Raw genomic sequence first — 23872 nt, 5'->3', positions numbered from 1 at the left:
GCGGCCCCCCAAATCAATGTCGGAGTACGGGCATGCCGAGCCTAAGCGAGGCACCGAGTGGTGGGGTAAGAGCGTTTTGCTTACTTTTGCGCTGTCCAAAAGTGAGCCGCCGTCAGGCGGAACCATAGGAGGTCGTTACCGCAAAAATGGATATGTACTCGGTCTAATCCAACACCCCAGAGGCCCAGAGGCCGCCACGGCGAATGTCCAAGGGGTGCTTTGAGACGTTAGCGTTTTTGCCTTGGGCTCAAGTAACAAGTTACGGCCGTGCAATCAAGCACGGCCCAGTCCCAAGAGACTTACCAGTTGTAGCTCACCGTGCCATACACGGTCCGCTGCTGGCCGTACTGGCAGCCAACGTTGCTGTAGCAGCCTGCCACGTATTCTTTATCGAACAGGTTCGAGGCGTTGAGCGAGACTTCCATACCGTCGAGCGAGGCATCGACCTTGCCCAGTTGGTAGGCGACCAAGGCGTCGACCACGGTGTAACTGTCGACCTTGAAGCTGTTCGCCGAGTCGCCGAAGGTGCTGCCCACGTAGCGGGCACCGCCGCCCAGGCGCAGCCCTTCGAGCGTGCCGCCCTGGACGATATAGTCGCCCCAGATCGACGCCATGTGCTCCGGCACCCGGAACGGTGTATTGCCCTTGTTGCCGACGTCGGACTTGGTGACCTCGACGTCGTTCCAGGTGTAGCTGCCGATCAGATTGAAGCCTTGGGTAATCTCGGTCTTGGCTTCCAACTCGACACCCTGGGAGCGAACTTCGCCTTCCTGGCGTGCGAAGCCGCTGACGTACTCGGTGGCATTCTGCTTGGTCAGGTCGAACACCGCGACGGTGTACAGGCTGTTGCTGCCTGGCGGCTCATACTTCAGGCCGACTTCGTACTGCTTGCCGATTTCCGGGTCGAGTTGCGAGTTGTCGAGGGTGACGCCCATCACCGGCAGGAACGATTCGCTGTAGCTGGCGTACGGTGCAAAGCCATTGTCGAACAGGTAGACCAGGCCCGCACGACCACTGAACTTCTCATCCTTCTGGGTCTGCGGAGCGCGGTCGTCCTTCTGGTTGCTGGCCCAGTCGTAGCGACCACCGAGCAGGAACACCCACTTGTCGATCTTCAACTGATCCTGCAGGTACACGCCGGTCTGCGACAGTTTCTGCTCATAGCTGGAGGCACTGAACGGGACCAGGGTCAGCGGTTTACCATAGACCGGATTAAACACGTCGAACGGCTGCAGGATGAAGTCCAGCGACTGGTCCTGGTTGAACTTGCCGTTGTTGTAGTCGACCCCGGTGAGCAAGGTGTGCTCCACCGGCCCCGTGGCAAAGTTGGCCTGGACCTGGTTGTCCATGGTGAACAGCCGGCCGTCGCCCTTGCGCTGGTCGTTGTAGCGCGAGTAGACGTCGCCCGCCGGGCCGTACAAGGCAATCTCGGAGCTCGACTGGCGGTAGTCGCTGTAACGCACGTTTTGGCGCAGGGTCCAGATCTCGCTCAGGTCGTGTTCGAACACGTAGCCCAGCGACGTCTTCTCGTTGGTCATGTAGTCGTAGGCGCTGTCGCCAACGTAGGTATCGCGATCCAGGCGGCCACGCGGGTCGCGAAACACCGTGCCCTGGGCGGGCAATGGGTTGGCGAAGTTGCCCGTCTGCTTCTGGTACTCGCCCAGCACGGTCAACTCGGTATCGTCGTTGGGGCGAAAGCTGATGGCCGGTGCCAGGTACTCGCGACGGTTGGTGATGTGGTCGGCCTGGGCATCGGCTTCGCGGAACAGGCCGGTCAGGCGATAGCTCCACACCCCCTCCTCATCCAGCGCATCGCCGAGGTCGAAGGCGGTCTGTTGGTAGTCGTGGTTGCCCATCTGCAACTGCACTTGTCGCAACGGTTCGGTGGTCGGGCGTTTGCTCACCAGATTGATCTGGCCACCGGGGTCGGAAGCACCGTAGAGCACCGAGCTGGCACCGCGCAGGACTTCGATCCGCTCCAGGCCATAGGGTTCGGGGGCGTCCCAGCCAAGGAAGTCGGGCAGGAAGGTGCGGGTGCCATCGCGCAGCATGCGCCCGGTGCCTTGCTGGAAGCCACGGATGGTCAACTGGTCGGTGACGAACTGCGGGCCGGCCAGTTCGGCGTTGATCCCCGGCGTGTAGCGCAGGGCCTGGGAGACCGTCTTGGGTTGCTGGGCTTCGATCTGCTCACGGGTCACCACCGACACCGAGTACGGCGTCTCGATGATCGGCGTGTCAGTCTTGGTCCCCGCCGAAGCGCGCTTGGCCACATAGCCGTCATCGGCGCTCACCGAGCTGTACGCCTGGCCGACCACGCTGCTGACCGGCAGGGTCAGCGCCGCATCGTCGGAGCTGCCTTGCAAGGTCACATGATTGCCTTCGATCCGATAGGCGATGCCGGTCCCCTGGATCAACTGGCGCAGCGCTTCTTCGGGCTCCATCTGCCCGGACACACTGCGGCTGCGCAGGCCGGAGACGGTGTCCTGATTGTAGATAATCTGCAGTTTTGCCTGGTTGCCCAGCTCGTACAAGGCCGAGGACAGCGACTTGGCCGGGATGTTGATCTGCACAGGCTCGGCCAGCGCCGGGACCGCCACCGCCATGGCAAGCCCGAGAGTAGCGGCGGCGATGCAGCGACGCAGGCGCTGTGCCGGTTGATTCAGTGGATGAACGCTCATGATGTTCCCTATGGATTTATAGTTTTGTTGGCATATTGGATGGGGCTTGGCGTGTGGCCAGGGGGCAGGCCGCACACCGCTCGAACCCCAGGCGCTCACGCAGACAGCAGACCCGGCGCTTGACCGCTCCAGCGGCGTCGCGACGCAAGGCACTGCGCAAGGCACTGCGCAAGGCCTGGCTACCCTGCCCCTGGTGGCTGCTGCAAAAATGCGCCCGCGCTTCCCCTAGCGCGCGGGTTGGCACACAGCCCTGGGCCACCTCCATGACCCAGTCGATACACAGCGCCACGTTGCCCCACAGCAGGCGCGGCGACAGCCCGGTATGGGCGGCAAAACGGTTGACGAAAGGCTGCAGCAGTTGCTCATCGAACGCGTCCAGCTGGCGTGCGCCATTGCCCAAGTTGAGTAGCGCCGGCCCTGACGCCGGGACATGCAGTTCGTCAGGCTCGCCCTGTTCACTCACGCAGATACGCAACTGCTGCGGGTCCAGGCTTACAGGCTCGGCATACAGCAGGCGCGCCAGCAGCAGCGGTGGCAGGATCAGCGCGCAGAGCTGCTGGTGCCATTGCGATGCAACTGCTCGCGGATCCGCCTGTGGCCAATGCCGGGCATAACGCGCCAACACCGGCGCCAGCATGTCCGGTTGCAACCAGCGGCTCAGCGCGGGCGCCTCACTGCCGGGCACCACACGCATCCGCGCTGCGAGCGGCTGCAGGTCCGGCGGCAAGCGCTGGGCCAGGGTCAGGTTCACCTCAGCCGGCCTCGACAGCGCTGGCGTGGTGCTGCACCAGACGGCCGTTGTCGATGCGCAACAGGCTGTCGGCGGCATCGAAATAGCGGTCGTCGTGGGAGATCACCACGATGGTCTTGCCCAGGCGCTGCAGGTCTGGCAGCAACTCGGTGTAGAAGATGCGGCGGAAGGTCGGGTCCTGGTCCGCTGCCCACTCGTCGAACACCAGCACCGGGCGATGCTCGGTCCACGCTTGCAGCAGCGCCAGGCGCTTGCGTTGGCCGGTCGACAGATCGAGGGTGGAAAAACGCCCGTCTTCGATGCGTACCTTGTGGGCGATCTCCAGGCGTTCCAGGTACACCATCGCCTCTGGCGGCACATCGGCGCCCTGCTGGACGAGGTCCTCGAACAGGAAGAAGTCCGACAGCACGGTGGTGAACAGTTGGCGGTAATCGTCGAGCTGGGCGGCTTCGACCGGCTTACCGTCGAGCAGCAGGCTGCCGCTCTGGGGCACGTACAAGCCCAGCAACAGCTTGATCAGGGTGGTCTTGCCACCACCGTTCTCGCCGACGATGAACACAATCTCGCCCTTGCGGATCGACAGGTTGACCGGGCCGATGGCAAAACCGCTGGCGCCCTCTTCGCTCGGATAACGGTAATGCACGTCACGCAGTTCGATGCTGTGGATTTGCTCAGGCAGCGGTTTGTCGTTTGCCTCCTGCAAGTGCGGCTCGGGTGAGGCGAACTGCTCGGAAAGTTCGGCCACCCGGCGGAACGCCACTTGCGCACGGCTGATATTGGGCAGCGTACCGAGCAGATGCTCCAGCGGCCCTTTCATGTACAGCAGCACCAGGATGAAGCCGCTCAGGGTCGCGGTGCTGGTACTCGGCCACATGGCCTGGAACCCCAGGGCCACGCCAATCACGATGAAGAACAGCGTGGAGCCGACCCCCTTGGCCACCACAAACTGGTTGATCGCGTTGACTTGCTTGCGGCAGATACTGTCAGCAGTGCCTTCGATGCTGTCCTTGAGCAGGCGCTGGCGGCGCGGACGGTTGATGCGCAGTTCCTTGGCGCCCTCGGCGATGGAGCGGTAGTGCTTTTGCAGATCGTCTTCCAGGTCACGGGCCTCGAAGAAGCCCTTGATGCCACGAGCCCGGGCGTAATACTGGGCAACCGAGCCCAGCAGAATCGCCAGGGTGGTGGTGAGGAACATTCCTGGCGACAACTGCACCAGGTACACCAGGCAGCCAAGGGTGACGCTGAACGACACCGCGAGCGGCGCGAAGGCGAAAGCAAAGTCACTGATGGTGTCGACATCGTGGGTCAGCACCGGAATCAGCCGGTGGCTGCGGTAGCGTTCCAGTTGATCGATCGGCGCGCTGAGGATCTTCAGGCCCAAGGTCTTGCGCAGCCGCGCGATCACATGCTGGCCAACGTAGTTGGTGCCGATGTCCGAGATCACCGAGCCGAGTAGCGCCATCAGGCACAGCCCGGCGAAACCCAGCAACACCCCGCGACTGGCGCCGCCTTCGGCGTGCAGGGCGTGGTTGATGGTCGCCAGCAGGCCAGTGATGCTCAAGCCGCCGAGAATGCCCAGCACGGTCGAAACCAGCAGCAACGGCCAGAAGGGACGCAAAACCTGCGTCAATTCATGCAAGGTACTTCGTGCAGGTGCACTCATTGTCTCGGCTTCCAGGCTTGACGCCCGTCATCGTCCCGTCCGCAGACGGCCGGAATGAGGGCGTGTTAAGGGGCATGCCTGATCGACGAATGAGAGTGGGGTTTGTTCAGCAAATTAGCTGTAAATAACTGCCGAGACGCAGGTCAGCGGGACGAAATCAGGATCACGTCATCGCCACGACGCAGTTTTACCGGAAGCACCCGTGGCAGCGCGCTGATCAACTGGCCCAGGTCGCTGGTGTCGTAGATGCCGCCGAAACGCAGCTCGCCGACTTCGTTGCCTTCCAGTTGCAGGGGCACCTTGAGGTAACGGTTGATCTGTACGATGGCGTCGCGCAGGCTGATGTCGTCCAACATCAGCTTGCCGTTGCGCCAGGCCATCGAGCGCGCGGGGTCGATGCGCTTGAGCTGGAGCATGCGCCCCTGGCTCACCACGGCCTGCAAACCGGCAGTCAGTTCGGTGCCCTGGTTGCGGCCGTCGCCGTCCTCGCCACGCGACACCAGTACCGTGCCTTCGCTCACGCTGACGGTGGTCTGCGCCGGTGCGGTCCAGATATTGAAGTGCGTTCCGGTGACCCGCACGCTGGCGTTGTCGGTACTGATCAAGAACGGCTTGTCGACGTCGCGTTGCACATCGAAATAGGCCTCGCCGTCACGCAGCAACACCTGGCGCCGATCACGAAAGCCCAGGTACAGCATGCCGGTGCGCTGATTGAGTTCCACCTGACTGTTATCGGGGAGCTGAACCTGGCGTCGCGCTTGCTCGGCCATGAAGTAGCGCACACTGCCCGGCAACATGCCACCCGACCAACCGCCCGCCCATGCAGCTCCCACGGCCAACGCCAGCACCGCGGCGCGGGCCAGCAACGGCGCGCGGCGGCGCCGCGAACGAGCCTCAAGCGGCGCTTGCGCCCGCGGTGGCAACTGCTCGCTGACCTGCCACACCCGGCACATCTTCAGGTACTCCGCAGCGTGTTCCGGGTCGGCATCGTACCAACGCAGGAACTCGGCACGGTCCGCGTCGGTGCAATCCTCGAAATGCAAACGCACGCACCAGTCGGCGGCCATTTCGCTCGGGGATTGCTGGGGAACAGAGGGGTTGGGCATGGTGGTAGACAGCGGAAGAATTTCGCCAAGCTTACTCCATCCACTTGGTTTTTGGTTGGTTTCACTCTAAATCGTTCATTTGCCTACGCGCTCCTTCGACCACTTCTGAAGAAGCTGTCGGTTCATTCGTCAACTCTCATGAACGCCTCTGACACGGCCTGCACATGGCCGCTCGCTCAGGGCACCACTTCAAAGGAGGATTCGCGAATGTCCCAGCGACAGTCCAGCAACAAGCCCTTCGACGTCATCGGCGTCGGCTTCGGCCCTTCCAACCTGGCCTTGGCCATCGCCCTCGAGGAACAGGCCGAAACGGCGGGTCGCCGAGCCAACAGCCTGTTCCTCGACCGGCAGACTGACTATCACTGGCACGGCGATACCCTGGTCAGCCAGAGCGAATTGCAGATCTCCTTCCTCAAGGACCTGGTGACCCTGCGCAACCCCACCAGCCGCCACAGCTTCGTCAATTACCTGCAACAGCACGGCCGCCTGATCGACTTCATCAACCTGGGCACGTTCTATCCTTGCCGCATGGAATACAGCGACTACCTGCGTTGGGTCGCCGGGCATTTCCGCGAGCAGTGTGCCTACGGCAACCGCGTCGACCGGGTCGAGCCGGTGATTGGCATGGATGGCAGCGTCGAACTGCTGGACGTGGTCTCGGTCGACAGCCAGGGCCGCGAACATCGCCGACGCACCCGCTCGGTAGTGGTCGGCACCGGTGGCACGCCACGCATTCCGGCGGTGTTCCGGGACCTGCGCGACGACGACCGGGTGTTCCACCACTCGCGGTATCTGAGCCGCATCACCCAGCAACGCTGCGCCCGTGGTGAGCCAATGCGCATTGCCGTGGTCGGCGGCGGGCAGAGCGCGGCCGAGGCGTTCATCGACCTCAACGACAGCTACCCGAACGTCAAGGTCGACCTGATCCTGCGCAGCGAAGTGCTCAAGCCGGCCGACGACAGCCCCTTCGTCAACCAGATCTTCGCCCCGGAAAACACCCACCTGTTCTTCGACCAGCCCGAGCCCGAGCGCGAGCGGCTGATCAGCGAATTCCACAACACCAACTATTCGGTGGTGGACCTGAACCTGATCGAACAGATCTACGCCATTCTCTATCGCCAGAAAGTCTCCAAGCGTGAGCGCCATGCCTTCCGCTGCCGGACACAGGTGCAGAGCGCCACGTCCGGCGAACACGGGGTGCGCCTGCACCTGCGCGATGTCGCCACGGGCCAGGAAGAAGTCCAGCACTACGATGCCGTGATCCTCGCTACCGGTTACGAACGCACCTCGCACAAGACCCTGCTGGCACCGCTGGCCGACTACCTGGGCGACTTCGACGTCGAGCGCAGCTACCGCGTGCGCGCCACGCCGAACCTCAAGGCCGGCGTGTTCGTCCAGGGTTTCTCGGAGGCCAACCATGGCCTCAGCGATACCCTGCTGTCGGTCCTGCCGGCCCGCGCCTGGGAAATCTCCGAGGCGTTGCTGGAGATGGCCGAGTCCTGCGAGCACGAGCACCTGCAATTGCTCGACACTGCCCTGTCGGCATCCGCCTGAATGGAGCTACCTGGATGAACATGACCACCGGAGCGCTGACCGCCGCTATCGCCAGCAAGCCCCAAGGCGAGCTCTACCGTCGCTACGACGAGCAACTGGGGCTGTGGATGTCCTTGCGCACATTGGACATCGAGCAGGACCTGGCGCTGTTCAACCGCTGGCAGAACAACCCGCGCGTCGCGCACTTCTGGCAGGAGCAAGGCACGCTCGACGAGCACCGTGAATACCTGCAGAAGATCAGCGACACCCCGCACATCTTCAGCGTCATCGGCTGCCTGAATGACCAGCCCTTTGCCTATTACGAGGTCTACTGGGCCGCGCATGACCGCATCGCGCCGTTCTACCCGGCAGCTGAATTCGACCGCGGCATCCATATGCTGGTGGGCGAGGAGCATCATCGCGGCCCGGCCAAGGTCGATTGCTGGCTGCGCTCGCTGGTCAGTTGGCTGCTGCTCGACGAATCGCGCACCCAGCGCGTGGTGGCCGAGCCTCGGGCCGACAACGACAAGATGATCGGCTACATGACCTCGGTGGGCTTTCGCAAGCACAAGGAGTTCGACTTCCCACACAAACGCGCGGCACTGATGGTGCTTGAGCGCGACGACTTCGGCCCGCTGCTCGCGGGCTGACCTCCCCTGCCGGGCGCTTGGCGCCCGGCAGTCTTGTCCTCAGTTCGCCAATGCCTGGGCCAGATGGCTCGCCAACTCTGCGTAGACCTGATCCACACCCGGCATGACCGCGCCCATCCGCAGCAGATCGTGGGTCGCGGCGTAGGAGCGGCAGGTCACCGTCACCCCCGCCTGTTGCAAGCGTTCGGCGTAGGCCTGGCCTTCATCGTGCAACGGGTCGTACTGGGCCAGCCCGACGAACGCCGGGGCCGCGCCCTGCAAGTGCTCACACAGGAGTGGCGAAAAGCGCCAGTCCAGGCGATCGGCCGGGGTGCGCTGGTAGTGGCTGTAGAACCACTCCAGCGTCGCGCTCTCCAGCAAGTAACCTTCGTCGAACAGCTCGCTGGACACCGTGCTGCGCGAAGCATCGGTAGTGGGATAGCACAGCAGTTGCAGGCGGATCGGTGGCCATTGCTGCGGGGCCTGCGCCGCCTGGATTGCCAGCACGGTGGCCAGGGTCGCGCCGGCGCTGTCGCCGCCAACCGCCAGCCGGGTCGCGTCCAGGCCATGCTCGGCGCCCTCGGCCACCAGCCAAAGCAAGGCATCCTCGGCATCGAACAGCGCGGTGGGGAAACGGTGCTCCGGGGCCCGCCGGTAATCCACCGCGAGCACCGCACAAGGCGTGCGCCAGGCAAGTTCTGCGCAGATACCGTCATGGGAATCCAGGCTGCCCACCACATAACCGCCACCGTGCAAGTACAACAGCACCGGCCACGGCTGCGCGCCAGCGACCTCGGGCAGATAGAGGCGCAGCGCCAGGCTGGCGCCGTCGCGGGTACGAACCGTCAACTCGCGGCGTGCCACTTGCTGGGTCTGGGGCCAAGCCCAGACCAGCCCAGCGGAAGCCTGCTCGAAGGTGTCGCGGGCCAATTCCGGCGACAAGGCGTGCAGCGGTGGACGGCCGGCCAGCCGCCCCTCCTCCACCAGATCGAGGAAAGCGCTCAGTTCAGGATGCAATGACATGGTTGAAAATCCTTGAAAGGGGGTCGCGCGGCTCATTCGAGCCCCGCGCATTGATCGATCAGGCTGTGCAGCTCGGCCTGGAATGCGTCCAGCAGCCGTTGCACGGTTTGCGGGCGGTAGCGCTTGGCGCTATATATGCAGCGCATTCCCAAGCAGCCGTCATGCACCTGGCCAATGATTTCCAGCCAATTGGCCAACGGCGCCGACGGGCTGTGGAAGTCGCCCAGGCTTTCTGGAGCGGCACCGAACAACGACTGTGGGCTGATCGCCTGGTCGAGTTGCCCGAGGTAGTTGAAGGTGATGCGCGGCTGCGGCAGTTGCGCCAGGGCCTCGCGCACTTCGGTACGCCCCAGGTAACGCAGGACACCAAAGCCCAGGCCGCGCTCCGGCAGTTGCGCCAATTGCTCGCGCACCGCCCGGACCGACTCGGCCACCTCGCCGTTGCCCGGGTGCAGGTGCACCGGGAACATACTGGTGAACCAGCCCACGGTGCGGCTGAGGTCGAGTTCATCGAACAGGTCCTCGCGACCGTGGCCTTCGAGCTGGATCAACGCCGAATCGTGCTGACTCCAGCGGCACACGGCACGCGACAGCGCGCTCAGCAACAGGTCATTGATCTGCGCTTGCAGGGCCGCCGGCACAGCCTTGAGCAGCAATTGGCTACGCGGCTGATCAAGCGTGAACCGGACCTCGGCCGAAGTGCCCACCAGATTGCGCCCACGCGGGTTATCGACCGGCAGACTCGGCGGCGTATCCGCGCCCAACTGGTGCTTCCAGTAATCCAGCTCAGCCTCGCCTTCAGGGCTGCGCGCCCGCGCCTGCAGGCGCTGCGCCCAGTCACGGTAGCGACTGCCAGGCAACGCCAACTCAGGCGCGCACCCGGCGCATGCGGCCTGGTACGTCGCCAGCAGGTCCTCGAGCAGGACTGGCCAGGACACCCCGTCCACTGCCAAGTGATGAACCACCAGCAGCAGGCGCTCGCCGCCCTCTGCCAGCCGTGCATGCAGCACCCGCAGCAGCGGGCCGTTGGTCAAGTCGAGGCTGCGCTGGGCCAGTTGGATGGCCGATTCCATGGCTTGGCTGTCGGCGAGGTCTTGTTGCCAGAGCACTGGGACCTGCTCGACCTCCTCAAGGCTGGCGTAACGTTGCGACCAGCCACCCGGCCCCTGGACGAAGCGCAACCGCAGGGCCTCGTGACGCACCAGCAGCTGTTGCACCGCCTGCTTAAGGGCGTCGGTCTGCAGCGGTTGCAGCACGTCCAACAGCAGCGCCTGGTTAAAGTGCTGGCGCTGATCCATCGGCACGTCGAACAACCACTGCTGGATCGGCAGCAGGTTGAACAGTTCACCCTCGGGCAAGGCAAGTTCCGCGGTGATCGCGCCCGCCGTCGGCGCGTCGACTACCGCCAGCAGTTCGGCGATGGTCGGCTTGCGCATCAGGTCGCGCAGGCGGATCTCCCGCTGCAACTGCGGATGGTTACGGGCTCGCGACACCACCTGCAGGCTAAGGATCGAGTCGCCACCGAGCTCGAAGAAGTTATCGGCGAGCCCCACCCGCTCCACACCCAACACCTCTTGCCAAATCTGCGCCAGGGCCCGTTGTTCAGCGCTCTGCGGGGCGACGAAGCGGCTATCCAGGCTGATCTGCGGCGCCGGCAAGGCCAGGCGATCGACCTTGCCGTTAGGGTTGAGTGGCAACGCCTCGAGCACCACCACGTGAGCCGGCACCATGTAGTCCGGCAGCCGCTCGCGCAGGCGTTGGCGCAATGATTCGCCCAGGCCCTCGGCAGCCACCGCCGCCACGTAGGCGACCAGTTGCTTGCCGGTCTGGCTGTCGCGGGCGACCACCACCGCGCTGTGCACATCCGGCTGCTCACGCAAGCGCGCTTCGATCTCACCCAGCTCGATACGGAAACCGCGAACCTTGACCTGATGGTCGAGCCGTCCCAGGTAATCGAAGGTGCCGTCAGCACGGCGGCGCACCAGGTCGCCAGAGCGATACAGGCGCCCGCCGACGCTGAACGGATCGGCCACAAAACGATCGGCCGTCAGCCCCGAGCGCTGGTGGTAACCACGCGCCAGGCCTTCGCCGCCGATGTACAACTCGCCGGCCACCCCTTCGGGAACCGGGTTGAGGTCGGCATCCAGTACATGCAAGGTGCGCGCGCCGACCCGCTGGCCAATCGGCGCATAGGCCGCACCACAGGTGGTCGACCCTTCGGCCTTCCACAACAGCGGCGTGATGACGGTTTCGGTCGGTCCGTAGCCATTGATGATCGCTTGCGGGCGTAGTGCCGCGCGGGCACGTTCGAACGCGGCCTCAGGCACCGCATCACCACCAAAGCAATACACCCGCACGGGTGGCGCCTTGCCTGCGGCCTCGGCCTGGCTGGCCAGCGCTTGTAGGTAAACCGGCGGGAACGCGGCCACCGTGACGCCGTGTGCGGTCATGGCCGCCAAGGTCTGTTCCGGGGTCCACAGCTCATCGTCACGCACCAGCAGGCTGGCGCCGAACAGCAGCGGTACCAGCCAGCGCTCATGGGCACCGTCGAAAGCAAACGACATGAAGTGCAGCTCACGGTCCGCCGGGCTCATGCCATAGCGCTCACCGATCGCTTCGCAGTGCATGGCCAGCGGCCCGTGGGCCACCGCCACCGCCTTCGGCTGTCCGGTGGAACCGGAGGTGTAGATCAGGTAGGCCAGGCTGTCGGTATGCAGGTCCACTACCGGCGCTTGATCGTCCAGCCCTTCCAGCGCCAGGCGGTCCAGCGCGAAGGGAATCACACCCTGCTGTACCGCCAGTTGCCCCGCGAGGCTGGAATGGGTGACCAACAGGCGCATGCCCGAATCGCCCATGATGAAGGCCAGGCGCTCGGCCGGATGAGCGGTGTCCAGCGGCAGGTAGGCGGCGCCGCACTTGAGCACTGCGAGCAGCGCCACCGGCCAGTCCACCGAGCGTGGCAAGGCCACGCCGACCACGGTTTCCGGCCCTGCCCCCTGGGCCCGCAGGAACTGCGCCAGGCGATTGGAGCGCGATTCCAGTTCAGCGAACGTCAGGCGTTGTTCACCGCAGAGCACCGCATCCCAGTGCGGGCTGCGCCGCGCCCATTCCGTGATGCCCTGGGTGACCGACGGCAAGCTGCGCCGCTGCGCCAGGTGGTTGCCCTGGGCCCGGGCGCGCAACTCGACTTCGCCGAGCATGCCCAGCTCACCGAGCGCTGTGTCGGCACTGGCGCAGAAGCCCTCGAGCAGTTGCTCGAGGTGACCGCGAATGCCCTCCACCTGGCTCAGGTCGAAGTGCTCGCGCAGGAACATGTACTCGATCTCGAGTGCGTCGCCGAGGGTGACCATCAGGTCCATGGCGAAGTTGGTCACGCCATGGCCGCGCACCGTCTCGAACTGCAGCTCGCCATCGTCCCATTCACTGAGCAGACGGTCGACCGGCTGATTCTCGAACACCACGATGCTGTCGAACAGCGCCTGGCCACCGCGCCCGGCCCAGCGCTGAACCTGGCTCAAGGGTGTGTGCTCGTGTTCGCGCGCCGCCAGGTTGTAGGCCTGCAGCTCCTGTAACCAGTCCCCCAAGCGCTGCTCGGGCAGCGGCGCCTGGACGATCGGCAGGGTATTGATGAACAGCCCCAGGGTGTCTTGGGAACCGGACAATTGCGCAGGCCGGCCCGAGACTGTGGCACCGAATGCCACGCAACGCTGGCCGGTGTAACGCTGCAGAAGCAGGAGCCAGGCTGCTTGCACCAGGGTATTGAGGGTGACCCGCTGGCTGCGGGCAAAATCCTTCAGGCGCTCGGTGCGCACGCTGTCCAGGTGACTGTAGATCGCCTGGTGACCACGTTCGCTGCGTTTGCCGGTCAGTGCCTGGGCGAGGAAGGTCGGTTCTTCCAGCGGCTGCAGGCGCTCGCGCCAGAAGCGCTCGCTGACCAGCGGGTCGCGGGTTTGCAACCAGTCGATGTAGTCGCGGTAGCGGCCCGGTTCCGGCAGTGGCTGGCCGAGATAGCGACGCAGGACCTGGCCGATCAGCAGCGACAGGCTCCAACCATCGAGCAGCAGGTGGTGATAGGTCCAGACCAGGCGATAGCGCCGTGGCCCCAGTTGCACCAGCAACAGCCGTTGCAGTGGCGCCTGGCTCAGGTCGAACGGCCGTTCGCGCTGCTCACGGGCAACGGCCTGGGCCTGTTCCTCGGTGGGCGTGAGTGCACGCCAGTCCAATTGCTCCACCGGCAACGTCACGGCGTGATGGATCACTTGCATGGCATCGGTAAAACCCTGCCAGACAAAACTGCCACGCAGGCTGTCATGACGCCCGCTGACCTCGTCCCAGGCGGCAATGAAGCGCGGTGCATCCAGGCCGTCGATCACCACGTCGAGCTGGTTCACATACAGCTCGCTGCCGGTGTCCAGGGCATGGAACAGCATGCCCTGCTGCATCGGCGACAGCGGCACGATGTCTTCAATCGCCTCCAGCCCCACCGGCAGCGCGTCCAGGGCTTGCGCGCTGAGAGCACTGAGATCGATGCGTACCACAGCGCGCGACGCGACCTCCTCCAATGGCCGCGCCTGGGCGGCGAGCGCCCGCACGCTCTGGTGCAGGAACAGGTCACGCGGGGTCAGCGCCAGGCCGGCTTCACGGGCCCGCGCCACCACTTGCACCGAGACGATCGAGTCGCCGCCCAGTTCGAAGAAGTTGTCCTCGGCACTGACCTGAGGCACGTTCAGCACGCTTTGCCAGATCGCGGCCAGCAGGGTTTCTACCGCGCCTTGCGGCGGCACATGCGCGCGGGTTTCCAGCTCCGGCTCCGGCAAGGCCTTGCGATCGAGCTTGCGGTTCGGCGTCTGCGGCATGCGCTCCAGGCGCATCAACCGCGCCGGCACCATATAGTCCGGCAGTTGTGCTTGCAGGCGTTCGCGCAAGCGGCCCAACAGGGCGTCGTCGGGCTCGGCCACCACGTAACCAATCAACTGGTTGTGCCGCGCGACTACCGCTGCTTCGCGCACCCCCGGCTCTGCCAGCAGGCAGGCTTCGATTTCGCCCAGCTCGATACGGAACCCACGGATCTTCACCTGCTGGTCGATCCGTCCCAGGTATTCCAGCGCACCATCGGCACGGCGGCGCACCAGGTCGCCGGTGCGGTACAGCCGCGCGCCGTCGCCAAATGGGTCGGCGACAAAACGCTCGGCCGTGAGTGCCGGCCGGGCGTGGTAACCCCGTGCCAGGCCTTCGCCGCCGATGTACAGCTCGCCGGCCACTCCCAGCGGCAACGGCTCAAGCTCATCATCGAGGACGTGCAGCGCGGTGTTGGCCAGGGCTTCGCCGAGCAACACCTGCGGGTGTTCGGCGTCCAGCCGGTAACGCGCCGACCACACCGTGGTCTCGGTCGGGCCATACAGGTTCCACAAACCACCGGCGACCGCGCTCAGGCTGCGCGCCAGATCGGCCGGCAAGGCTTCGCCACCGCACAGCACCTGGCGGCCGGCCAGGGCCGGCAGGCTCGGATGCTCGGCGAGCATGCGCCAGGTCGAAGGCGTGGCCTGGATCGCGGTCACTTGCTGCTGTTCGATCTGCGCCCACAGGCGCTGCGGATCACGGGCGGTGTCGCGGTCCACCAACACCACGCTGGCGCCACTGACCAGCGGCAAATACAGCTCCAGGACCGCGATGTCGAACGACAGCGAGGTCAGGGCCAGCAATCGACCGTTCTGCTCCAGCCCCGGCGCCTGGGCCATGCTCGCCAGGAAGTTGCCCAGCCCGGCACGGCGCACGGCCACGCCCTTGGGTTTGCCGGTGGAACCGGAGGTGTAGATCACATAGGCCAAATGCTCGCCGCCGGCCAACGGCGTTGGGTTGCTGTCGCGGCCTGGCTCGTCCAGTTGGTCCAGCCACCAGCACTCGGCGACCGTGCCCAGCGCCTGCAGCGCGGGCTGCAACGCGGTCTCGCTGAGCAACAGCGCAGCGCCGCTGTCATCGAGCATGTGCCGCAGCCGTTCGGCCGGGAACTCAGGGTCCAGCGGCACGTAGGCGCCGCCGGCCTTGAGCACGGCCAGCAAGGCCACCAGGAGCTGTGGCCCGCGTTCCAGGCACACGCCCACCAACACATCCGGCCCCACGCCCGCGGTTTGCAGGCGGTGAGCCAAGCGGTTGGCCTGGCGGTTCAGTTCGGCGTAGCTCAGGCATAGTTGCGCCTGGCGCAGCGCAATCGCCTGCGGCACACGGGCGGCCTGGCGCTGGAATTGTTGCACCAGGTCAAAATCGGTTACCCCGTGGTCGTGGGCAGCACCGGCGGCGAGTACCGCCGAGCGTTCGCTGGCAGCCAGCAGTGGCGCCCGCCCCAGCGCCCGGGCAGGCTCGGCCAGCAGGGCTTCAAGCAGTTGCAGGAAGTGCCCGGCCAGACGCTCGATGCTGGCGCGCTCGAACAGATCGCTGGCGTAATTGAAGGTGCAATCGAACTGCTGTTCGCCACGCTGATCGACAAACAGCCCCAGATCAACCTGCGCAGTGCGTCGTTCGCCCGGCAGGCTCGACAACTGCAGCCCGGGCAACTGATCGCGCAGCGCCACGTCGTGCCGCTGCAGGCTGAACAGCACCTGGAACAGCGGGTTGTGGCTGAGGCTGCGTTGCGGTTGCAGCGCTTCCACCAGTTGCTCGAATGGCAAGTCCTGGTGCGCCTGGGCCGCCAGCACGCTGTCGCGTACCTGCAGCACCAGGGCGCTGAACGGCTGGGCGCTATCGATGCGGGTGCGCAGCACCTGGGTGTTGACGAACAGGCCGATCAGGCCTTCGCACTCGCCGCGCAAGCGGTTGGCCACCGGCACCCCGACACACAGGTCATCCTGGCGGCTCAAGCGTTGCAGCAGCACATTGAAGGCCGCCAGCAACAGCATGAATGGCGTCACGTGATGGGCCTGCGCCTGGCGCAGCAGATTAGCCGCCAGCGTGTCCGGCAGACTGACGCTGACACTCGCGCCACGGTTGCTCTGCTGCGCCGGACGCGGGTGATCGGCCGGCAACTCGAGGATGCGCGGCGCGTCCTGCAACTGCGCCTGCCAATAGTCGAGCTGACGCTTGCCCTCCCCGCCGGCCAGCCAGTCGCGCTGCCACAGGGCATAGTCGATGTACTGGATCGGCAAGACTGCCAACGCCGCGTCAGCCCCCGCACACTCGGCGGCATACAGCTGGCCCAGTTCGCGGACCAGGATCTCCATCGACCAGCCATCACCCACCATATGGTGCAAGGTCAACAGCACGTGGTGCTGCTGCTCGCCCAAACGCAGCAACTGGCCGCGCAGCAAGGGGCCTTGGACCAGGTCGAACCCGGCGTGGGCCTGCTGCGCGCGCAAGGCTGCCGCCTCAGCCTGGGGATCGGCGGCGGCACGCAGGTCGCTGAACGACAGGCTGAAGCCGCTTGCCGGCAGCACCTGCTGGTAGACCTCGCCGCCGTCGCTCGGGAAGCAGGTGCGCAGCGCTTCGTGGCGCTCGAGCAAGCCACTGAAGGCGCGTTCCAGGGCCAACCGGTCCAGCGCACCCACCAGTTCCAGGGCCACCGGCATGTTGTAAGCGTCGCTGGCGGGGTCCAGTTGCCAGAGGAACCACATGCGTTGCTGGGCAAACGACAACGGCGCACGGGCCGGGCGTTGCCGACGCCGCGGGCCATCGGCCGAGGTGCTGCGGCTCCGTTCAAGGGCCAAGGCCAGCCCTGCGACGTTCCGCGTATCGAACAGCGAACGCAGGGGCAACTCGATGGCGAACACTTCACGGATTTTCGAAATGATCCGCACCGCCAGCAGCGAATGACCGCCGATCTCGAAGAAATCGTCGTCGCGGCCAACCTGCTGCACCCCCAGCACCGCTTGCCAGATCGCCGCCAGCAGCGTTTCGCGCTCACCTTGCGGAGCCTGGTAGCTGCGTGCTTGCCATTGCGGCGCGGGCAGCGCCTTGCGGTCAAGCTTGCCATTGGGGCTCAGCGGCATGACCTCCAGGTACAGCAACTGGGCCGGCACCATGTAGTCCGGCAGGTGCTCACGCAGATGCTCGCGCAAGGCGTCCAGCAACCCTTGGGGGTCGGCTTGCGGGCTGTCAGGCGTGACATAACCGACCAACTGCGCCCCCGCGTCACCCGGCCAGGCCACCACGACCGCCTCGCGCACCACGCCATGCTCGAGCAGCCGCGCCTCGATCTCGCCCAGCTCGATCCGCAGGCCGCGCAGCTTGACCTGATGGTCGATCCGGCCGACATAGTCGATCACCCCGTCCGGTCGCCAACGCGCCAGGTCGCCGGTGCGGTACATGCGCTCGCCCCCAGAGCCAAACGGATCGGCGACAAACCGCTCAGCCGTCAGCCCCGCCCGGCCCAGGTAACCCCGCGCCAGGTTGGCGCCGGCGATGTACAGCTCGCCCGCGACACCCACCGGCACCGGCTGCAACTGGCTGTCGAGAATCATCAAGCGGGTGTTGGCGATCGGCCGGCCGATGGGCACGCTGTGCCGGCCCGGCTCGTCGACGCAATGCCAGTAGCTGACATCGATGGCCGCTTCGGTCGGCCCATAAAGGTTGTGCAGCGCCGCGTGATGCTGCGCCTGGAATTGCTGCTGCAACTCATGGGGCAGCGCCTCGCCACTGCACATCACCTGGCGCAACCCGCTACAGGCCGCCAGCTCGCCGGCGGCAACGAACGCCTGGAGCATCAACGGCACGAAGTGCAGCGTGCTGATGCGCTGTTCGACGATCACCTCGCGCAGGCGCGCCGGATCACGGTGCGCGCCAGGCTCGGCGAGCACCAGTGTGGCACCGGCCAGCCACGGCCAGAAGAACTCCCACACCGACACGTCGAAACTGAAAGGGGTTTTTTGCAGGACCCGATCATCGCCATCCAGGCGATATTCGTCCTGCATCCATTGCAGGCGATTGAGCAGGCCCGCGTGATGGTTGCCCACGCCTTTCGGCCGGCCCGTGGAGCCGGAGGTGTAGATGCAGTAGGCCAGGCTTTGCGGCGGGTACTCGATGACGGGCGCGTGCTCGGGCTGGTCGTCGGTCTGGGCCCAGTCGCGGTCCAGGCACCACACCGGCGCGTTGCACGCCGGCAAGCGCTCGAGCAGCGCCTGCTGGGTGAGCAACAACGGCACGTGGCTGTCCTCGAGCATGAAGGCCAGGCGATCGGCCGGGTAGTCCGGATCGAGCGGCAGATAGGCGCCGCCCGCCTTGACGATCGCCAGCAAAGCGATGGCCAGTTCTGCCGAGCGCTCGGCGAACACCCCGACCCGCACATCACAACCCACCCCTTGGCTGCGCAGCCAGTGGGCCAGGCGGTTGGCCCGTGTCTCAAGCTCGGCATAAGTGAACTGGCGCTCGCCGTAGACCAGCGCACAGGCGTGGGGAGTTTTTTCGGCCTGGTGACTAATCAGTTGCGGCAGCATCGGCACCTGGCGGTAGTCGCGCTCGGTGGCGTTCCAGCCTTGCAGCAGTTGCTCGCGCTCCTCGAAGGCGAGCAACGGCAGGCGCTCCACCGCCTCTTCTGGCGCCTGGGCGATCGCCTGCAGCAAGCGCAGGAAGTGCCCGCCAAGGCGCGTCACCGTGGCACGCTCGAACAAGTCGCTGGCATAGCCGAAGCTACCGAGCAATTGACCGTCGGCGCACTCGCGGGTGTCCAGCACCAGGTCGAACTGGGTGCTGCGTCGGGCGCCGACCAGCGCCTCGACCGTAAGCCCCGGCAGCGCCAGGCTGGCCAGGCTGTCGACCCGATCGTGGTTGAACAGCACTTGGAACAACGGGTTGTGGCTGAGGCTGCGTTGCGGCTGCAAGGCCTCGACCAGTTGTTCGAACGGCAGGTCCTGGTGGGCCTGGGCGTCCAGCACGTCGTCGCGGGTCTGGCTCAGCAGCCGGCTGAACGAGGCTTGGCCGTCGATCTGCAGGCGCAATACCTGGGTGTTGACGAAGAAGCCCACCAGGCCCTCGGTTTCCTCTTGCTGACGGCCGCCAATCGGCACGCCGATCCGCAGGTCGCGCTGACCGCTGTAGCGCATCAGCAACACACCGAAAGCTGCCAGCAACAGCATGAACAGCGAACTGCCCTGCTCCAGCGCCAGGCGCTGCAGTTGCTGCGCCAGTGCCGCCGGCACGGCGAATTCGCAGCTGTCGCCGCGAAAGCTCTGCTGCGCCGGACGTGGGTGGTCCAGGGGCAGTTCAAGCAGCGGATGCTCGCGGCCCAGGTGCCGCGACCAGTGCGCCAACTGTCGCGCGCACTCGCCGCTGTCCAGCCATTGCCGCTGCCACACGGCGAAGTCGGCGTACTGGATGGTCAACCCTGGCAACTGTGGGACCGCGCCGGCGCACTGGGCGCGGTAACAGCTGGCAAATTCTTCCAGCAGCAGTTTCACCGAGGCACCGTCGGCAATGATGTGGTGCAGGGTCAGCAGCAACACGTGTTCCTCTGCCGCCAGGCGCACCAGGCACACCCGCATCAACGGGCCAGCGGCCAGGTCGAAGGCGTAGCTCGCCTCCTCGGCCATGCGCTGGGCCAACTGGCTTTCGCGCTCATCGGCCGCCAGGTGTTGCAGGCTGACTTCGCTGAACGCCAATGGCAGGTCATCAATGACCCGCTGGCACACCCGCTCGCCATCGTCCTCGAACACCGTGCGCAGCGCCGAATGGCGCGCCTGCAGTTGCTCGAATGCCACCTGCAGCGCGGTCACCCGCAGCGTGCCGCGTAAACGCAGGCCACCCGCAATGTTGTAGGCCGCACTCTCGGGGGCCAGTTTCCACAGGAACCACAGGCGCTGCTGATTGAACGACAGCGGTGCGCCGTCGGTATGCGTCAACGCGTGCAACGACGGCGCGGCGCTGGCGTTGGCGGGCTGGGCCAAGGTCACCGCCAGGTCGCGCAAGCGCGGCGTATCGAATAGCTGGCGCACCGGCACTTCCAGGCCCAGGCGTTTCTTCAGGCGCGCCACCACTTGCACCGCCAGCAGCGAATGGCCGCCTAGCTCGAAGAAATGATCGAGCGCGCCGACTTGCGGCAGGCCGAGCACTTCGCTCCAGATCTGCGCCAGCAGTTGCTCGTGTTCGCCCTCCGGGGCCTGGTAGCCTTCGCTGTCTGCCTGCCACACCGGCTCGGGCAGTTGATTGCGGTCCAGCTTGCCGTTGGCGTTGCGCGGCAACTGCGGCATCACCATGATCCGCGCCGGCACCATGTAGTCCGGCAGTTGTTCACGCAGCGACGCTCGCAGTTCAGCGCCCAACTGCTCATCGTCAGCCGCTACATAAGCCACCAGTTGCTTGCCGGTGAGGGTTTCGCGCGCCACCACCAGCGCCTCGCGCACCCGGGCGTCGGCACGCAGGCGCGCTTCAATCTCCCCCGGCTCAATGCGAAAGCCACGGACCTTGATCTGATGGTCGACCCGGCCCAGGTAATCGAGGATCCCGTCGGCACGCTGGCGCACCAGGTCGCCGGTGCGATACAGGCGTGCGCCCGGCGCGCCGAACGGGTCGGCGACGAAGCGTTCGGCAGTCAGACCCGGACGCTGGAAATAGCCCCGGGCCAGGCCTTCGCCACCCAGGTAAAGCTCGCCACACACGCCTGTCGACACTGGGTTCAGGTCAGCGTCCAGGACCCAGGCACTGCGTGCGCCGACGCGGTCGCCGATCGGCGCGTAACCGGCCTGGCAGTGATCGGCCGGGCCGGCCTTCCAGATCAGAGGCGTGACCACGGTCTCGGTCGGCCCGTAGCCGTTGATGATCCACGCCGGGCGCAAGGCCTGGCGCACTTGCTCGAAACTGGCGTGGGGGACCGCGTCCCCGCCAAAGCAGTAGACCCGTACCGCAGGCACGTCATCGCGGCCCTCGGCGTGTTCGGCAATCTGCTGCAGGTAGGCTGGCGGGAAGGCCGCGACGGTCACCCCGTAACGGCCCATGGCCTGGTAGGTCTGCTCCGGCGTCCACAGGCTATCGTCGCGCAGCACCAGGCTGGCACCGTGGGTCAGGGCCGTCAGCCAGCGCTCGTGGGCACCGTCGAAGGCGAACGACATGAAGTGCAATTCACGGTCGGCCGGGGTCATTTCGTAGCGCGCGCCGATGGTCCGGCAATGCATGGCCAGCGGACCATGGGCCACCGCTACCCCCTTGGGCAAACCGGTGGAACCGGAGGTGTAGATCAGATACGCCAGGTTGTGCCCATGGGTAGTGACCGGCGGCGCCAGGTCAGGCTCGCGCGTCAGGTCCAACAGGTCCAGGTCCAGGCGCTCGACCCCTTCGGGCAGCGGCGCCCGGCGTGGGTCGCGGCTGTCGCCCAGCAACCAGGCCAGGCCGGCGTCGCGGATCTGGTACACCAGGCGCTCCTGCGGGTAGTCCAGGTCGAGCGGCACATAGGCCGCCCCGGTCTTGAGCACCGCCAGCAGCGCCACCAGCAACCGTGGCGAACGTGGCAGGCCGACACCGACCCGGCACTCGGGCCCGACACCACGGGCGTGCAGGTAGCAGGCCAGTTGATTGGCCTCGCGCTCAAGCTCGGCAAAGCTCAGGACCTGCTCGCCGCAACGCACGGCGGGGGCGTCTGGGGTACGCACCGCCCATTCGGCGATCCGCAGGTCTACCCGTTGCTCGTCCTGGGTGCTGGCAGGCAGCGCGTTCCAGGCTAACAACTGCTGCCAGGCCGCCGGCTCGTGCAAATCGAAATCGCACAGGCGCGCTTGCGGGTGGTCGGCAATCTGCTCCAGCAGCGCCTCGAAGTGCCGGCGCCAGCGCTCGATACGCGGCGCGCTGAACAGATCGCTGGCGTAACTCAGTTCACACAACAGGCGGCCGGTGGAATCCTCGGCAGTGTCCAGCGCCAGATCGCAATCCACCGCGCGCATGACCGGCGGCAACGATTGCATGACCACCCCGTCCAGGGTCTGCAGGGCCGCACTGTCGTACCACTGGTGGTTATAGATCACCTGGAACAGCGGGTTGTGACTGAGGCTGCGCTGCGGCGCCAGCGCCTCGACCAATTGCTCGAATGGCAGGTCCTGATTGGCCTGATCGGCCAGCGCGCCCTGGCGCACACGCGCCAACAGGGTTTCAAAGGACTCACGCCCATCCAGCGCGGTGCGCATCACCAGGGTGTTGACGAAGAAGCCGATCAGACGCTCGCTTTCACTGTTGCCCCGGCCCGCAATTGGCACGCCGACGCGCAGGTCGCCCTGCCCGCTGTAGCGATACAACTGCACCTTGAACGCTGCCAGCAGCAACATGAACAGCGTCGCCCCACGGGCCTGGGCCACCTTGCGCAGGCGCCCGGCCAGTGCCGGCTCGATCTCGAAGCACAGCACTGCGCCCTGGCCGCTGGGCCGCGCCGGACGCTGGTGGTCGAACGGCAGCTCCAGGGACGGCGCCTCACCGGCCAGGCGTTGCAGCCAATATTCCAGCTGGCGCTCGCCCTCGCCCGCTGCCAGCAACTTGCGTTGCCATGCGGCGCAGTCGGCGTACTGTGCCGTCAGCACCGGCAACTCAGCGGCCACGCCCCGGTTATGGGCGTTGTAGCCACGGGTGAACTCGTCCACCAGCAGGTTCATCGACCAGCCATCGGCGACGATGTGGTGCACCCCCAGCAACAGCAGATGCTCATCGGCCGCCAGGCGCAGCAAGGTCACGCGCAGCAACGGTCCGTTGGCCAGGTCATAAGGGGTAATGGCGCACGCCATGTGCAGCTCGTCGACCCGCGCCTGACGCGCTGGCGCTGCAAGCTCGGCGAGGTCCTGGTAAACCACTTGCAGTTCGACCTTGGGTTCGATCAACAGGTGCGGCTGGCCGTCCACCTCATGGAAACGGCTGCGCAGGTTTTCGTGTCGCGCGAGGATAGCGCGCAACGCATTGCCGATGGCCTCCTGGTTGACCTTGCCGGTCAGGCGCACGGCGCGGTGCAGGTTGTAGGTCGGCGCCTGGGGATCGAGTTTCCAGATGAACCATTGCCGGCTCTGCGCGGCAGACAGAGCCAGGGCGCCGTCACGCGCCAGGCCCGGTACCGGCAGACGCCGCAGGTTGACGCCCGCGGCGGCCAGTTTGGCGAGAAACAGTTGCTGCTTGTCCTGCGGCAGTTGTGCCAGGCGCGCACTGATGGCCTGCAACTCACGGTCCTGCGCCGCTACCTTGGGGTCTAGGACACTACTCATTCGGCCTGCTCCAGTTCTTCCAGCAAATCATTCATGAAATCCAGCTGCAACCCGTCGTCAGCGACGGCAGGTGCATGTTCCAGCTGTGCGGCAAGGGCGCCGACGCTGGGGTAGTCGAACAGCGTATGAATCGGCAGATCGAGGCCAAAGGTCTCGCGGATCCGCGACACCAGGCGGGTCAAGAGCAACGAATGCCCGCCGAGTTCGAAGAAATCGTCGTCGATGCCCACGCGCTCCAGGCCCAGCAGCTCACACCAGATCGCCGCCAACTGACGCTCCTGCGCCGTGCGCGGCTCGACATGCTGGCGTGCCTGCCAGTCAGGCGCCGGCAACGCTTTG

General features: G+C 65.8%; 7 protein-coding genes and 2 pseudogenes. 2 read left to right on the top strand and 7 right to left on the bottom strand.

The window, feature by feature from the left end; translation table 11 throughout:
* Positions 1-299: 299 nt before the first annotated feature.
* The 4 genes from ACIOVD_RS25050 to ACIOVD_RS25035 all read right to left on the bottom strand — a co-directional run bounded on the left by ACIOVD_RS25050 (position 300) and on the right by ACIOVD_RS25035 (position 6198).
* The gene (locus ACIOVD_RS25050; protein WP_401130823.1) at positions 300-2678 is read right to left on the bottom strand and encodes a TonB-dependent siderophore receptor; all 2379 of its coding nucleotides are present in this window, start codon (positions 2676-2678) and stop codon (positions 300-302) included.
* Between the two features lie 16 nt (positions 2679-2694).
* Positions 2695-3429, bottom strand: coding sequence for a siderophore-iron reductase FhuF (fhuF, locus tag ACIOVD_RS25045; protein WP_177440631.1), 735 nt, complete (start codon positions 3427-3429; stop codon positions 2695-2697).
* A gap of 1 nt (position 3430) precedes the next feature.
* Entirely contained in the window at positions 3431-5092 is a 1662-nt protein-coding gene (locus ACIOVD_RS25040; RefSeq protein WP_401130820.1) for a cyclic peptide export ABC transporter, read from the bottom strand.
* Between the two features lie 143 nt (positions 5093-5235).
* On the bottom strand, positions 5236-6198 hold the full coding sequence (locus tag ACIOVD_RS25035) for a FecR family protein (protein WP_401130818.1): 963 nt from the start codon (positions 6196-6198) through the stop codon (positions 5236-5238).
* Between the two features lie 207 nt (positions 6199-6405).
* Between ACIOVD_RS25035 and ACIOVD_RS25030 the strand changes: the two genes are divergently transcribed.
* The gene (locus tag ACIOVD_RS25030; protein WP_095168276.1) at positions 6406-7752 is read left to right on the top strand and encodes a lysine N(6)-hydroxylase/L-ornithine N(5)-oxygenase family protein; all 1347 of its coding nucleotides are present in this window, start codon (positions 6406-6408) and stop codon (positions 7750-7752) included.
* Positions 7753-7802: 50 nt separating this feature from the next.
* Positions 7803-8381 (top strand): annotated as a pseudogene (locus tag ACIOVD_RS25025) (GNAT family N-acetyltransferase); the annotation flags it as partial.
* Positions 8382-8420: 39 nt separating this feature from the next.
* Here ACIOVD_RS25025 and ACIOVD_RS25020 read toward each other — a convergent pair.
* The 3 genes and pseudogenes from ACIOVD_RS25020 to ACIOVD_RS25010 form a co-directional block, all read right to left on the bottom strand.
* The gene (locus ACIOVD_RS25020) at positions 8421-9383 is read right to left on the bottom strand and encodes an alpha/beta hydrolase (RefSeq protein WP_401130816.1); all 963 of its coding nucleotides are present in this window, start codon (positions 9381-9383) and stop codon (positions 8421-8423) included.
* A 32-nt stretch (positions 9384-9415) separates the two neighbouring features.
* On the bottom strand, positions 9416-23533 hold the full coding sequence (locus ACIOVD_RS25015) for a non-ribosomal peptide synthase/polyketide synthase (protein ID WP_401130814.1): 14118 nt from the start codon (positions 23531-23533) through the stop codon (positions 9416-9418).
* Positions 23530-23772, bottom strand: a pseudogene (locus tag ACIOVD_RS25010) (phosphopantetheine-binding protein); the annotation flags it as partial. The pseudogene ACIOVD_RS25010 and the gene ACIOVD_RS25015, both read right to left, overlap by 4 nt.
* Positions 23773-23872 lie beyond the last annotated feature (100 nt).

Source organism: Pseudomonas sp. NPDC087626 (assembly GCF_044743405.1).
Taxonomy (GTDB): Bacteria; Pseudomonadota; Gammaproteobacteria; order Pseudomonadales; family Pseudomonadaceae; genus Aquipseudomonas.
The sequence above is the reverse complement of the archived record's forward strand: the minus strand, read 5'-3'. Positions and strand labels throughout refer to the sequence as shown.

Coding starts and splice junctions, on each gene's coding strand:
- ACIOVD_RS25050 (WP_401130823.1), bottom strand. CDS start 2,678: ATGAGCGTTCATCCACTGAATCAACCGGCACAGCGCCTGCGTCGCTGC.
- ACIOVD_RS25040 (WP_401130820.1), bottom strand. CDS start 5,092: ATGAGTGCACCTGCACGAAGTACCTTGCATGAATTGACGCAGGTTTTG.
- ACIOVD_RS25035 (WP_401130818.1), bottom strand. CDS start 6,198: ATGCCCAACCCCTCTGTTCCCCAGCAATCCCCGAGCGAAATGGCCGCC.
- ACIOVD_RS25030 (WP_095168276.1), top strand. CDS start 6,406: ATGTCCCAGCGACAGTCCAGCAACAAGCCCTTCGACGTCATCGGCGTC.
- ACIOVD_RS25020 (WP_401130816.1), bottom strand. CDS start 9,383: ATGTCATTGCATCCTGAACTGAGCGCTTTCCTCGATCTGGTGGAGGAG.
- ACIOVD_RS25015 (WP_401130814.1), bottom strand. CDS start 23,533: ATGAGTAGTGTCCTAGACCCCAAGGTAGCGGCGCAGGACCGTGAGTTG.